This window comes from Lentzea sp. DG1S-22 (genome assembly GCF_036321065.1).
Lineage (GTDB): Bacteria > Actinomycetota > Actinomycetes > Mycobacteriales > Pseudonocardiaceae > Lentzea > Lentzea jiangxiensis.
The window spans coordinates 4,933,349-4,945,521 of the sequence record NZ_CP143276.1 but is presented as its reverse complement, the minus strand read 5'-3'; the positions used below and the strand labels follow the sequence as shown (position 1 = coordinate 4,945,521).

Annotated in this window: 14 protein-coding genes and 1 tRNA gene; 10 read left to right on the top strand and 5 right to left on the bottom strand. The window is 69.1% G+C overall.

The features are described from left to right. Positions 1-8: 8 nt before the first annotated feature. The 3 genes from V1227_RS22710 to V1227_RS22700 all read left to right on the top strand — a co-directional run bounded on the left by V1227_RS22710 (position 9) and on the right by V1227_RS22700 (position 2,544). Complete coding sequence (locus V1227_RS22710; RefSeq protein ID WP_329787588.1) at positions 9-1,295, top strand: MFS transporter; 1,287 nt, start codon at positions 9-11, stop codon at positions 1,293-1,295. A 46-nt stretch (positions 1,296-1,341) separates the two neighbouring features. Then, positions 1,342-2,130 (top strand): DsbA family protein, encoded by a 789-nt coding sequence (locus V1227_RS22705; RefSeq protein WP_329787587.1) that lies wholly within the window; start codon positions 1,342-1,344, stop codon positions 2,128-2,130. A gap of 341 nt (positions 2,131-2,471) precedes the next feature. Then, positions 2,472-2,544 (top strand) — tRNA-Ala (locus V1227_RS22700). Between the two features lie 603 nt (positions 2,545-3,147). Here the strand turns inward: V1227_RS22700 and V1227_RS22695 are convergent. After that, the gene (locus tag V1227_RS22695) at positions 3,148-4,239 is read right to left on the bottom strand and encodes a lytic polysaccharide monooxygenase auxiliary activity family 9 protein (protein ID WP_329787586.1); all 1,092 of its coding nucleotides are present in this window, start codon (positions 4,237-4,239) and stop codon (positions 3,148-3,150) included. Positions 4,240-4,889: 650 nt separating this feature from the next. On the opposite strand from V1227_RS22695, the gene V1227_RS22690 reads away from it, so the two are divergent. The 3 genes from V1227_RS22690 to V1227_RS22680 all read left to right on the top strand — a co-directional run bounded on the left by V1227_RS22690 (position 4,890) and on the right by V1227_RS22680 (position 6,648). Beyond that, a complete protein-coding gene (locus V1227_RS22690; RefSeq protein ID WP_329787585.1) occupies positions 4,890-5,363 on the top strand; it encodes a DoxX family membrane protein in 474 nt (157 codons plus the stop codon). Between the two features lie 80 nt (positions 5,364-5,443). Continuing rightward, positions 5,444-5,602 (top strand): excalibur calcium-binding domain-containing protein, encoded by a 159-nt coding sequence (locus V1227_RS22685; RefSeq protein WP_329787584.1) that lies wholly within the window; start codon positions 5,444-5,446, stop codon positions 5,600-5,602. Between the two features lie 182 nt (positions 5,603-5,784). Then, a complete protein-coding gene (locus V1227_RS22680) occupies positions 5,785-6,648 on the top strand; it encodes a peptidase inhibitor family I36 protein (RefSeq protein WP_329787583.1) in 864 nt (287 codons plus the stop codon). Between the two features lie 53 nt (positions 6,649-6,701). Here the strand turns inward: V1227_RS22680 and V1227_RS22675 are convergent, their stop codons facing one another. Then, positions 6,702-7,928: a PucR family transcriptional regulator gene (locus V1227_RS22675; protein ID WP_329787582.1), complete on the bottom strand. Its 1,227-nt coding sequence runs from the start codon at positions 7,926-7,928 to the stop codon at positions 6,702-6,704. Between the two features lie 165 nt (positions 7,929-8,093). Here V1227_RS22675 and V1227_RS22670 point away from each other — a divergent pair, with 165 nt between their 5' ends. Next, positions 8,094-8,390 carry a hypothetical protein gene (locus V1227_RS22670; protein ID WP_329787581.1) on the top strand — a complete coding sequence of 99 codons (297 nt, stop codon included), beginning with the start codon at positions 8,094-8,096 and terminating at the stop codon, positions 8,388-8,390. Between the two features lie 12 nt (positions 8,391-8,402). Next, positions 8,403-9,245 carry an NYN domain-containing protein gene (locus V1227_RS22665; RefSeq protein WP_329787580.1) on the top strand — a complete coding sequence of 281 codons (843 nt, stop codon included), beginning with the start codon at positions 8,403-8,405 and terminating at the stop codon, positions 9,243-9,245. A 21-nt stretch (positions 9,246-9,266) separates the two neighbouring features. Here the strand turns inward: V1227_RS22665 and V1227_RS22660 are convergent, their stop codons facing one another. Further along, a complete protein-coding gene (locus tag V1227_RS22660; protein ID WP_329794087.1) occupies positions 9,267-9,905 on the bottom strand; it encodes a DNA alkylation repair protein in 639 nt (212 codons plus the stop codon). A gap of 197 nt (positions 9,906-10,102) precedes the next feature. Here V1227_RS22660 and V1227_RS22655 point away from each other — a divergent pair, with 197 nt between their 5' ends. Beyond that, complete coding sequence (locus V1227_RS22655) at positions 10,103-10,843, top strand: hypothetical protein (RefSeq protein ID WP_329787579.1); 741 nt, start codon at positions 10,103-10,105, stop codon at positions 10,841-10,843. Here the strand turns inward: V1227_RS22655 and V1227_RS22650 are convergent. After that, positions 10,840-11,055, bottom strand: coding sequence for a hypothetical protein (locus tag V1227_RS22650; RefSeq protein WP_329787578.1), 216 nt, complete (start codon positions 11,053-11,055; stop codon positions 10,840-10,842). The genes V1227_RS22655 and V1227_RS22650 overlap by 4 nt on opposite strands. Positions 11,056-11,254: 199 nt before the next feature. On the opposite strand from V1227_RS22650, the gene V1227_RS22645 reads away from it, so the two are divergent. Then, entirely contained in the window at positions 11,255-11,827 is a 573-nt protein-coding gene (locus V1227_RS22645; RefSeq protein WP_329794086.1) for a dihydrofolate reductase family protein, read from the top strand. A 121-nt stretch (positions 11,828-11,948) separates the two neighbouring features. On the opposite strand, the gene V1227_RS22640 is transcribed toward V1227_RS22645, so the two are convergent. After that, positions 11,949-12,173, bottom strand: a complete 225-nt coding sequence (locus tag V1227_RS22640; RefSeq protein WP_329787577.1) for a tautomerase family protein — start codon at positions 12,171-12,173, stop codon at positions 11,949-11,951.

Sequence of the window (12,173 nt, the reverse complement as noted above, 5' to 3'; positions counted from 1 at the left end):
GAGGCTGTGTGCGCGAGCGGTTGCCGGTCGAGGTGTGGGTTCTGGTCGCGGCGAGTTTCATCATCGCCGTGGGGTTCGGGATCGTGGCACCCGTTCTGCCGGTGTATGCGTCATCGTTCGGTGTGGGTCACACGGCGGTGGCGGCCCTGATCAGCGCTTTCGCGTTCGTCCGGCTGGCGTTCGCGCCGATGAGCGGCAAACTGGTCAACCGGTTCGGCGAACCGAAGATCTACATCGCCGGCATCCTGATCGTGGCTCTGGGCACCGCGATGTGCGGGTTCTCGTCGAGCTACGCCGAGATGCTGTCGTGGCGCGCGCTGGCCGGGGTCGGGTCGACCATGTTCACCGTGGCCGCGCTGGGCCTGCTGATCCGGATCACCCCGGCGCCGATGCGCGGCCGGGCCTCCGGCATGTGGGCGGCGGGCTTCCTGGTCGGCAACGTCGCGGGCCCGATCGTCGGCGCCGGGCTGGTGCCGTTCGGCCTGTGGGTGCCGTTCGTGTCGTACGGCCTGTTGCTGTGCCTCGCGGCGTTCGTGGTTTGGTTCTTCCTGCGCCGCTCGACGCTGGTGGAGATCGACAGGACCAACACCGAGATCCCCATGACCGTGCGCGAGGCCGTCCGGCACGGCGCCTACCGCGCCGCCCTGGCGTCCGGGTTCGCGAACGGCTGGGCGGTGTTCGGCGTCCGCATCTCGCTGGTGCCGGTGTTCGTCATCGAGGCCCTGAAGCACAGCCCCGCCGTCGCCGGCATCTCCATGTCGGTGTTCGCCGGCGGCAACGCGGCGATGCTGTTCCTGTCCGGCCGGATCGCCGACACCCGCGGCCGCAAGCCCGTCGCCATCATCGGCCTGCTGGTCAGCGGTGCCGCCACGGTCTGGATGGGCTTCACCGGCGACCTGTGGACGTTCATGGCCGCCTCGCTCGTCGCGGGCATGGGTGCCGGCCTGCTGAACCCGCCGCAGAACGCCGTCGTGGCCGACGTCATCGGCCCGCGCGGCAAGGGAGGCCCCGTCCTCGCGGGCTTCCAGATGGTGACCGACCTGGGCGCGATCATCGGCCCGATGTGCGCGGGCCTGCTCGCCGACTCGTTCGGCTTCGGGGCGTCGTTCGCCATCACCGGCGCCGCACTGCTGCTGTCCGTCGTCTTCTGGCTCGTGGCCCCGGAGACCCTGCCCACGCACGAGGAAGAGCACACGGCCACCGCCGTCGCACCCGAATGCGGTTGCCTCGACGAAAGTGCCGAGATCCCCACGGGAGAACGGGTCGGCGGCAAACCACGTCACCCGGAAGCGTGAGCGTCCGCTCAGCTTTCTTTTAGTTTGTGTCGCTACCCTCGTCGCCGTGGGTGGAGCAGAGCGCAGTGCGCGGAAGAAGAAGCAGGCCGCGCTCGCGGTCGCCCAGGCGCGAGGCAAGAGCGGCGGTTCCGACCGGACGAAGGTGATCGCCGGCGTCGCCGTCGTGGCGGTCCTGGCCCTCGCGGTCATCGGCTACGTCGTGTTCCAGCAGTCGAGGCCGTCCAAGTCGGCCTCGGACGCCGTCCCCCTCGCCCCGGCGGACCACACGATCTCGGCTCCAGCGGTCCGCGAGGGCGGCACCGTGCTCGTGGGCAAGGACACGGCCACCGTGACGGTCGACGTGTACGAGGACTTCCTGTGCCCGATCTGCGGCACGTTCGAGAAGACCTACGGCACCGACATCAAGAAGGCCGTCGAGGACGGCAAGGTCAAGATCCGCTACCACGTCCTCCCGATGCTGAACCGCCTCTCGTCCCCCGAGGGCTACTCGACCGACTCCGCCAACGCCGCCCTGTGCGTGGCCGACGACGGCAAGTTCAACGCCTTCCACGCGGCGCTGTTCCACACCCAGCCCGAGGAGGGCGAGGCCGGCTACACCAAGGACCAGCTCATCAAGCTGGGCAAGGAGGTCGGCGTCACCTCCCCCTCCTTCGAGTCCTGCGTGCAGAACCAGACCTACAAGGCGCAGCTCGACGAGCTGATGTCCAAGACCAGCAACGACCCCGCCCTGCGCGACGCCGAGACCGGCCGCTTCCGCGGCACGCCGAGCGTGGCTTCCGGCGGCAAGCTCGTCGACCTGGACAACAAGAACTGGCTCGCCGACCTGACCAAGTGAGTCCTGCTGGCGCAACGACCGGCCCGGGGTTCGCCTCGGGCCGGTTTTTCGTCCTCTGTGGACTTGATCGTTGTGCTGCGCGTCACTCGGGTTTTCCAGGATCGGGTGTTCCCGGTTCGTTCGGGTACGGGTGGCGGCCGCATGGCCTGTTCGTGCAGCTCCCGGTGCGTTCGGCCGTCTGGGGCTGATCTTGGGGGTGGTGGGGCCGTGGTGGGTGGCACCCGGTCCTACCAGGCCGAATGCGGTTGGGGGACCCCCGATTTTTATCCTGTGGCGCGGGTGATGTACGGTATTGCCACACGAGAACGACGGGGAAACCCGGCGGGAACGTGGACCTTCAAGGGGCTGTGGCGCAGCTGGTAGCGCATCACACTGGCAGTGTGAGGGTCAGGGGTTCGAGTCCCCTCAGCTCCACTTGAATCGAGAGCCCGTCTGATCGAGCGGTTTCCGCTGGTCAGGCGGGTTTCTTGCTGTTCTGGGTCGGATCGAGGGGCTGTTGATCGTGGTGCGGTGACCCTGTGGAGCAGTTCTGGAGCAGTGATCTCCGGCTTGGAGCAATATCAGGAGCACAACGTCATCGAACGGCGCTCAACGGTGCCGAACGGCGGCTAGTCGTGTTGGAATTGTTGGGATTCCCGTGTTGTGCTGGTAGAAGTCCTTTGTGGACCAAACTGGCAGTGTGAGGGTCAGGGGTTCGAGTCCCCCAGTTCCACCTGTGGGTAGAACCCGCCTGATCTGGTGATTCGCTGGTCAGGCGGGCTTCTTGCTGTTCTGGGCGGATCTTGAGTGATCGTCTTGCGGTGACCCTGTTGAGCACTGCTCCGGTTTGACCGCATCCGGGTTCGTGATTTCGGTGTTCGTCGACCGAAAAGATCATCGAGGTGCAAGACGGGGCGAACGGCACCTGTGGGGCACGGCGGATCCACGCCGAGCTGAGTGAGCACTCCAGCCGCGAGGCCGGTTGAGGCGTGCCGGTCCGCCCGTCGCCGTCGAGGCGGCGGGCGGACCGGCACGGGATCAGGTAGCGGTGCAGGTGGGGGTCGGGGTGCCCGCGGTTCCGGAGGCGACGAAACCGAACGTGGTGGAGGCGCCCGCGCCCACGGAGCCGTTGTGAGCGGCGTTGCGGGCGGTGATCGTGGTCCCGCTCGTGGTCAGGGCCGCGTTCCACGAGGAGTTGATCCGCTCGCCGTTGGCGAACGTCCAGTCCACCTGCCAGCCGGAGATCGCCGTCGCGCCGGCGGTCACGCGCGCCTCGGCCTGGAAGCCACCGGCCCACTGCGAGATCACCCGGAAGGTGGCCGAGCAGCCCGCCGAGGGGTTGCCGGTCGTGGTGGTGGTCGTGGTGGTTGTGGTCGTGCTGGTCGTGGTGGCACCGTCGGTGAAGTTCACGTCGCTGCACGCGTAGTAGCTCTGGTCGAGGTGGCTGGCCTGCCACACCGTGTACAGGACGTGGTGGCCGGTGCGGCCGGGCGCGTTGATCTCGACGGGCGTCCGGGTGCCGGTGGGGATCCTGCCGGTCTGGCCGACGAGTTCCAGGTCGCTCCACTTCAGGGCCTGGGTCTTGGGGTTGAAGCCCTGCTTGGTGGCGTAGACGCGGATGTAGTCGGCGCCGTGCGAGGAGGTGTCGTTCAGGTTGAGGGTGAACCGGCTGGGCCGGTTCGGGGCGACCCACGCGCCGGGCTTGTCCATCGCGGCGTAGCGGCCGTTGAAGGTCAGGCCGCCGCTGCACAGCTGCCCGTCGGGGATGGCTCCCTGGTGGTTGCCGGCGACGCCTTCGCGGAACAGACCGTTCCAGTTGTACATCGCGGACGGGTCGGCCTGCCACGCCTGGTAGCACATGGGGTCTTCGGTGGCCATCTGCTGCGACGGGCCGTTGGGCCAGCGGTTGTAGCAGCCGTAGTGGCGCGATGGTGGGTCGCTGACCGCGCCGTGCGCGGAGGCATCGCCCGCGCCGAAGGTGACGAGCATCGTCGTCAGCAGGGTCAGGCAGGCGCCGAGAATGGCGAACGCCCGCCAGACGGCGGCCTTGCCACGGGCCGGGCCGGCCTTCGCCGCGGTTCCCGGTGCCCGGCGGTGCCGGTCGGAGACGTCTTCAAAGAAGCGAAGCATGTGTACCGCCAAATCTTCGTTGATCGACGACGTGGACTTTCGCGGGTGCTTCCGCCCAATTCTGGGAGCGCTCCCAGAGCGAAGTCAGTGTCGGGTCGGGCTTCCTGGTCTGCATCCGCCATTCGGGTCACATGGCGGGAAAGTTGCGGTAAAGCGGCCATGTGGACCGGGTGCCTGAGGCGTATCGGATGCTGCGGATGAGGCTTTTTGGACCTCGCGAGGTCGGTGTTCTCGTGCTCGACTCCGACTGTGGTCGGTATCGAATTGGTCGCGCTGCACGATGACGATGACACCGGAGCAACTGAACGAATACCGCTCAACCTGCGGATATGCCTGGTGGCCGCTTGGGTCCTACCACAACGAACCGTCACTGCGTGGCGATCGCCGCGACGTTTCGGTCTCGCCGACAATCCTGTCGACCGGCCTGGGTGGCAGCGCCGCTCCAGGAACGGGCGTTTGCGCTGGCAACTCATGTATCCGCGATCGGCCGCCCAAGTGGCTGCTGGTGTAGCAGAGCGGAATGGCCTCTTCACACCGCGTGTCCTGAACGTTACAGTTCTGGGAGCGCTCCCAGTCTCCTTCGGTCGATGTGGACCGCGAGGGGATGGAACTCCCGACGTGGGTCAGCGAGGACCCGCTCGAAGGATGTGATGTGGATGACCGAGATTTCGTCCCGTCTGGATGCGCGTGCGAATGCGTTGCGGCCGTTGAGCATTGCCCTCCTCAGAGGGGCGCTCGGTTTGGTGTTCGTGTGGTTCGGCGCCCTCAAGTTGACCGGCACGACGCCGGTGGCCGAGTTGGTCGCCCGAACCGTCCCCTGGCTCGACGGAGATGTGGTCGTGCTCGGCCTGGGGGCGGTCGAGGTGGTGCTGGGGACAGCCCTGGTGGTGGGTCGTCGGTTGCGCTGGGTGGCGCTGCTGGTGGCACTTCACCTGCTCGGCACGTTCTTGACGCTGCTCGTGCAACCGGCCGTCGCGTTCCAGACGGGGAATCCACTGCTGTTGACCATGACCGGTGAGTTCGTGGTCAAGAACCTGGTCCTGATCACCGCGGCCCTGGTGGTCATGTCAGCCGAGGTGCCCGTGCGGCAGCGGGTGTCGCCGGCCGACGCCGACCACCGGTGATCCCGGGTGCCGCGGGGCCGACCGGTCCCGCGGCACCACCACCGCGTCAGGAGCGGCGCGTCGGGCCGGAAGAGCGTTGGTTGCGAACGGCTGTCCCGTCTGCTGTGGACGGTCGGACGGCGACGTTGTCCCTTGGCGCCAACGCCGAGGTCGTGCGACTCGTCCAGTCGCTGTACCGCGGGCAGCCCGGCCACCGCGCCGCGCTCGACCGGGACAACGACGGCGTGGCCTGCGAATGACCTCGGCGCACTGACAGATCGGTGGCCGCGCCTGTCAGTGGAATGTCAGCGCTGCTCGGGACTCTTCGACCGCAACGAAGCTTCCCCTGCACAAACGGGGTCCCGGCGATGTCGATCGGGGGGCGGCCGGGCGCGGACCAGCGCCCGTCGCGCCGGGACCGTGAACCGGAAACAGGTCAACAGTGCTGAAGAAACTCACGTTCGTGACGTTGATGGGGGCGCTGGTCAGCGCGTCCTTCGGGGCGGGTGTCGCCAACGCGGCGGACCGCGACGGGTCCTGCGACTCGGGCGAGTTCTGCCTGTACTACAACAGCGACCAGGCCGGCTCGGTGTCCGACTTCACCGGTTCGGTCGCCGACTACGGGGACTCGCAGCCGAGCTGCTACGAGTTCAAGGGCGCGGGCAGCGGCAAGGGCGTCTGCGTCAAGAACAACGCCGCGTCGGTCTGGAACAAGACCAACAAGGCCGTCACCGTCTTCTACAACAGCAACTACGGTGGCGCGAAGCAGACGTTCGCGGCGGGCGCCAAGGGGAACCTGAAGGCGGAGCTCAAGAACGAGAACGCCTCGCACCGCTTCGGTGACGCCGGTGGCGACCCGGACCCGGCTCCGGGCACCTACCCCGCGCCGGAGACGAACCCGCACCCGGAGGCGACGGCGCGGGCGCCGCAGGCGACCAAGCGCACGCAGTTCATCGACGACCAGATCGCCTCGAAGACCGGCGAGAAGCAGTGCTGGGTGGGCGACTACCGCAGCTACGAGTCGTCGACGAGCAACCACAACACGGGCAACGCGCTCGACTGCACCATCTCGGACGCGATCGGCACCTACCCGACGGCCGCGCAGAAGGCGCAGGGCTGGAAGCTCGCCTACTGGCTGCAGAAGCACGCGGGCAAGCTCGACGTCCGGTACGTGATCTGGCAGGGCAAGATCTGGAGCGTCGCCCGCGCGTCCGAGGGCTGGCGCAACTACACCGCGGGCACCGGTGTCACCGCTGGTCACTACGACCACGTCCACGTCTCCGTGCAGAACCCGCACGGCGACTGACCCGAACGTGAACGCCGGAGGCGAGCGCTGCCGGGCGCTCGCCTCCCCGGCGTTCAGGACCCCAGGTCGTGGACGATCAACGATGCCGAGAGCAGCCGGACGTCGGTGGGGTCGGCGGGGTTGTAGCCGGTGAGCTCGGCGACGCGGCGCAGGCGGTAGTTGAGCGTGTTGCGGTGCAGGTGCAGCTCCTCGGCCGTGCGGTGGCGGTTGTGGTCGCTGTTGATGAACGTCCGGAGCGTGTGCAGCAGGTCGGGGTGTTCCGCCAGCCTGTCCATCACCCGTGCCAAGCGTTTGCGACCGGGGCCGGGACGGCAGAGCTGGTACTCGAGCAGCACGTCGTCGAGGACGTACGCGCCGGGCGGGCGTCCGAGGCGTTCGGCCAGCTCGGCGATGTCGGCGGCCTGCCGGGCGGCCGCGGGGACGTCCTCGCGGCGTTCCGCTACGGCGACCCCGCCGGTCAGGCCGGTGCCGGCGGCGGTGTGCAGGGTGCGGACGAGGGCCAGGGCCTCCTCCACGTCCGCGTCGACGGCGTCGGGGGTGGTGGGCAGCAGGACCGTTCCGCCGTCGTGGTCCAACGCCGAGAGGGCGTGCTTCGGCAACTCGGCGCGCAGGCGTCGTACGAGCCCGTGGACGGCGAGCCTCGCGTCGGCACCCTCGGCCAACGGCGGTGCTTCGACGCGCACGGCGACCACGACGTGGTGACCGGACAGCTCCAGGCCTATCCGTTCCGCGAGCGGCTCGGCCTCCCTGCCGGTCAGCAGCGCGGCGACCAGCGCACGGCCCGCCTCGCGCCGTTCCGCGTGCAACGCCTGCTGTTCGGCCAGGTAGGAGGCGGCCACCGACGGCACGGCGAAGCTCAGGTACCGCAGCAGCGCGGGCACGGTCGCGAGCAGGTCCGGGATCTCGTCCGGTTCGGCGACGGCGGCCATCGCCTCCCAGCCGACGGTCGCGGCGACGTGGTACGTGCTCAGCACGACGTCGAGCGGAACGCCCTGCTGGGCGCGGCGCACCGCCGTGGCGATCTGCATGTCCAGCTCTTCCGGCGCGGGCGGGCGTTGTTCGCGCAACGCCCGCAGGAAGACGTGCAGGTGCCGGGTCACCGCCTCGTTGATCTCGCGGTCCACCAGCTGGTGCGGCAGCTGCCGGTAGGTGGCGGATCTGGCGAAGAACGCCTCGAGGACCTTCTCGGCGATCCGCGGGATCTGCGTCGCGGCACGGTCGTACAGCGGGGCTGCGGGGTTCGGGGCGGGGATGTCGACCACCGCCAGAGGCTTGCGCATGCGGCGGCTGGGAGCGATAGCCCGTTCCGGTGTGGTTGTGTGCACGAAAGGGGGAGTCCCGTGTTGTGCACGTGCCTGAAACGTTTGACCCTATCGAGTGATGGACGGTGAGGACGCCACTGCGCCCGGCCAGAATCGGGCGTTGTGAACAGCGTCGAGGAATGCATGAAGTTGTTGCTGCGGCGCGGGTTCCGGCGGAGTGTCGTGCAGGACCGCTTCACCTGCGTCAACGCTGTGATGTTCCGGCGGGTGTGGCGCGGCACCAACGAGACGGTGCTCGCGTTGTCGGAGACCGAAGCCCTGGCCTATCGCGTCCGCGAGAGCGACTCGGACCTCTCCGACCCGTTCCTCGTCGATCCCGACCTGGCCCTGTGGCAGTGCGGTGGCGAGTTCCTGGACGTCGCAGGCCGGCTGCTGGAGTTACCCGCGGCGCCGGGCCATTCGGCGTTCGAGGGGAAGTAGTAACCTCATCTGGTGGGTGAGACCGTCCGGATCGGAGTGTTCTACGACGGCACGTGGTTCGCCTACCTCAGCGATTTCTACGCCACGGCACACCCGAGAGGCGCGCGGATCGCGCTCGACGGCCTGCACGACGCGCTGCGCTGGTTCGTCCACACCGAGACGGGCCGCCCGCTCGACGAGTGCGTGGTCGCCGAGGCCCACTACGTCCGCGGTCGCATCGAGACACCCGCCGAGTCGTTCGACCGGGCACTGGCGGCCGCCGGCATCACGCGCCACGACCTGCCGCTGCACAACGGCAAGGAGAAGGGCGTCGACGTCCAGCTCGCCCTGGAGGCGTGGGACCGGGCGACGACGGTGCCGTTGCAGTGGGTCGTGCTGCTGACCGGCGACTCGGACTTCTCCCCGCTCGCGGCGAGGCTGGCGGCCCGGGGCGTGCACGTGGTCGTGCCGGTCGTGGACATCAGGACCGTGCAGGCACCGCCCGCCTGGACGCCGCGCACCGCCGCGCCGCTGCGGGCCGCGGCGCCCTTCACCCCCGGTTTCGACGCGCTGTTCGCCCCCGGTGACCAGGCCGACTACCCGCTGCGGCGTGCGTTCGTGCGGTCGTCACAGGCCGTGGCGTCCCCGGTCGGAGCACCGCGCGGGCGCAGGAAGGGCACCGTGGCGAGCTGGAAGACCGGACAGGCGCACGGGTTCATCACCGACACGCGCGGCGGCTCGTGGTTCGTCTCGCGCGACGAACTGCCGGCCGGGCTGACGTTGCTGCTCGCGGGCACGCCGGTGTCGTTCACCGGGTCGCCCGCGCCGATGCCCGGCCGCAAGTACCCGCGCGCTCAGGCGGTCCGGCCCGAATAGGCGACCTAGCGGAACGGTCCGCTAGGACTTGCGGCTCACCATCTCGTTGATCCAGATCGGCGCGAACGGCGACGTGCAGTTCGGTGGCGTCGGGTAGTCCTTGAGGACCTCCAGCCGTTCGCCGATGCCGATCGCACGGGCGCGCAGCGACGGGTGCTCGATCCCGATCTGCGCCAGGCAGTGGTTCATCGCCCACTGCAGGCGTTCCGGGGCGTCCTTCATCCCGGCCTCGATCGTGTCGAGCAGGCCGTCCAGGTCGAGGCCCTCCGGCTTCTTCACCACGCGCTCGCCGGTGAGCGCCCAGCCTGCGCTCGCGACCACCGGGTCCGGGTCGGCGAACCACAGCACGCGCAGCTCTTCGGCGTGCGGGTTCTTCTTCACCACGTAGTTCACGAGCCAGTCGTGCACCTTGGGGCGCCGGGCCCCGCGCAGCATGACGTCGAGCTCGTCGCGCCCGAACGCCTTGGGGCGGCAGACGAGCAGCGCGAGCAGCCTGGCCGCGGTGTCGCCGGTCGCCCACAGCCGCAGCGCCAGGTCGTGCTGGGTCTTGAGGCGCTTCGCGATCGCCCGCAGCTTGCCGAGGTTCACGCCGTGGTCGTCGCCGTGCTTCTCGTTGACCGCCCGCGCCCTCGGGTCCTCCAGCGCGGCCAGCTCGGCCATCACCTCGGCCACCGTCTCCGCCACCGCCCGACCTCCCGTTCGCCACCGGTGGCCGACAGCCTACGAGCTCCTGCTCAGCTGCTCAGCGCCGCGACCGCGATCGACACCCCGACGATCCTGCGGCGTGGTCCGGTCATGCGCACCCCTCCTGCCCACTAACGTGGAGCCGCGAGGGTTCGTTGAGCCGAGGGGGACGGGTGACCGGCCAGATCGTGCGCCACGCCGCCCAGATCGAGTCCGTGCGCGTGCGGTTCGCCGCCGTCACCAAGGCCAGCGCCGTCGTCGTCGGCGACGAGACCGTGTACGGGCGGCTGTGCCGGTGGGTGATCGACGCGGTGCTGGAGAAGCACGCCCGGCAGGACGAGCTGGTCTCGTACGTCGAGGAGAACCTGCGGCTCATCGTGGCGGGCCTCTACGACCTCTACGGCGTGCGGCCACCGGCCGCGGACCCCGTGCGCGAGGCCGCCGTGCCCTCACTGGTCGCGCCGGTCGAACCCGCGGCCGGGTCCGCGATGGAGCAGATCGGGCCGCTGAAGGACGTGCTGGACGACCTCACCGGTCTTCCGGACGTCATCGCCGCGCACGCGGCGACCTGGTACAACATCGCGCTCGCCCAGCGGGACATGGCCGCCGAGCTGGAGGCGTTCCTGGAGCACGACGCGCCGGGGTGGACCGGGTGCGAGGAGCACCTGCGGCTGATGGGCCACAACATCGAGGCGATCCGGGGTCTGAGCGCGGTGTCGGCGGCGTTCGGGGAGATCACCGAGAGCGTCGGGGTGCTGGTCGCGCAGACCCGGCGGCTCGTGCGCGAACTGGTGATCAGCCTTGCCGTGGCGCCGTCCGACGGGACGCTGTGGCGGCTGGCGTGCCGGATCGCGGTGTACGGGGTGGCGCTCGACGCCACCCTGACGCACCTCGAACAACGCCTCGACGGCTAGACGCCGCGGGCCGCGCGGCGCCGCGTGATCTGCGGCAGGAACCACATGTAGACGCCGGTGCCCATGAGCACGAACAGCGGCAACAGCGGCACGTACGACACCCACGCCATCGAGCTGTCGACCGTCAGCGCCGCCGCCGTGAACACGACGGTGGCCATGAACACCATGCTGACCACGCGGTGGAACCGGCGGATCCCCTTGCTGCCTGCCATCTTCCTCGTCCTCCCTGTCGTCGAACCCGATGCCGGCAACGCTAGGAGCAGGAGAGGTGGCGGTGCTTCTCGATTCCTGACCGGTCGTGGGGGCCGCGGGAGCGAGGCGCCGGGAAGTTCCTCCGCGCGAGTTGTCGATTCCGGTCATCTACCGTTCGACGCACTGATGACAGCAAGCGCGAACATCAAGGAGATCCAGATGCGCACCCTCATCGCCACCGCTTTCGTCTCCCTCGACGGCGTCGTCGAGGCGCCCGGTGGCGAGCCCGGCCACCGCAGCGCCGGCTGGACCTTCAAGGACATCGAGTTCGACGAGGCCGCCTACGAGATCAAGGGCCGTGAGCAGGAGGAAGCCGCGGCGATGATGATGGGCCGGGTCAGCTACGAGGCGTTCGCCCCGGTGTGGCCGACGCTCGACTACTTCCCGCAGTACAACGCCATGCCGAAGTTCGTCGTGTCCAGCACCCTGAAGGAGGACCAGCTGGTCGACAACTGGGGCGACATCACGATCCTGCGGTCGCTCGACGACGTGGCCGCGCTGAAGGAGACCGAGGGCGGCCCGATCTCCGTCCACGGCAGCGCGACGCTGAACCGCAACCTGTCCGACGCGGGCCTGATCGACCGCTACCACCTGCTGGTGTTCCCGGTGCTGCTCGGCGCGGGCAAGCGGCTGTTCAGCCAGACCGACAAGGACAAGCAGATGCTGAAGGTCGTCGAGAGCGAGACCTACTCCAACGGCATCCAGAAGCTCGTCTACGACGTCGTGCGCTGAAGTTCGCGCAGCGGTTTCCTTCGCGTGGGCGGCGATCCCGGCCGGGGAGAAGAACCCCAGCCCGGCCGTGATCGCCCCGGCCACTTCCTCGCCGCACACCAGGGGATGTGCATCCGAGCCCTCAGTAGGTCGGGGTCTTGCGCAGGAGTTCCCCGCGTCGCAGGATCTCCGGCGCGTAGACCTGCTCCTGCCACGCCTGCTGGGGGACCGGTTCGAGGGCGATGGACACCACGCCCTCGTCGCAGCCGAACGCGCGGGTGACCGCCTCGGTGATGGCCGCCACCAGCTCGGACGCCTGTTCTTCGGTGAGCGGTGCGGGGAAGTGCTTGATGTTCACGTGCGGCAC

Coding starts and splice junctions, on each gene's coding strand:
- V1227_RS22695 (WP_329787586.1), bottom strand. CDS start 4,239: ATGCTTCGCTTCTTTGAAGACGTCTCCGACCGGCACCGCCGGGCACCG.
- V1227_RS22690 (WP_329787585.1), top strand. CDS start 4,890: ATGTGGATGACCGAGATTTCGTCCCGTCTGGATGCGCGTGCGAATGCG.
- V1227_RS22675 (WP_329787582.1), bottom strand. CDS start 7,928: ATGCGCAAGCCTCTGGCGGTGGTCGACATCCCCGCCCCGAACCCCGCA.
- V1227_RS22670 (WP_329787581.1), top strand. CDS start 8,094: ATGAAGTTGTTGCTGCGGCGCGGGTTCCGGCGGAGTGTCGTGCAGGAC.
- V1227_RS22660 (WP_329794087.1), bottom strand. CDS start 9,905: ATGGCCGAGCTGGCCGCGCTGGAGGACCCGAGGGCGCGGGCGGTCAAC.
- V1227_RS22650 (WP_329787578.1), bottom strand. CDS start 11,055: ATGGCAGGCAGCAAGGGGATCCGCCGGTTCCACCGCGTGGTCAGCATG.
- V1227_RS22645 (WP_329794086.1), top strand. CDS start 11,255: ATGCGCACCCTCATCGCCACCGCTTTCGTCTCCCTCGACGGCGTCGTC.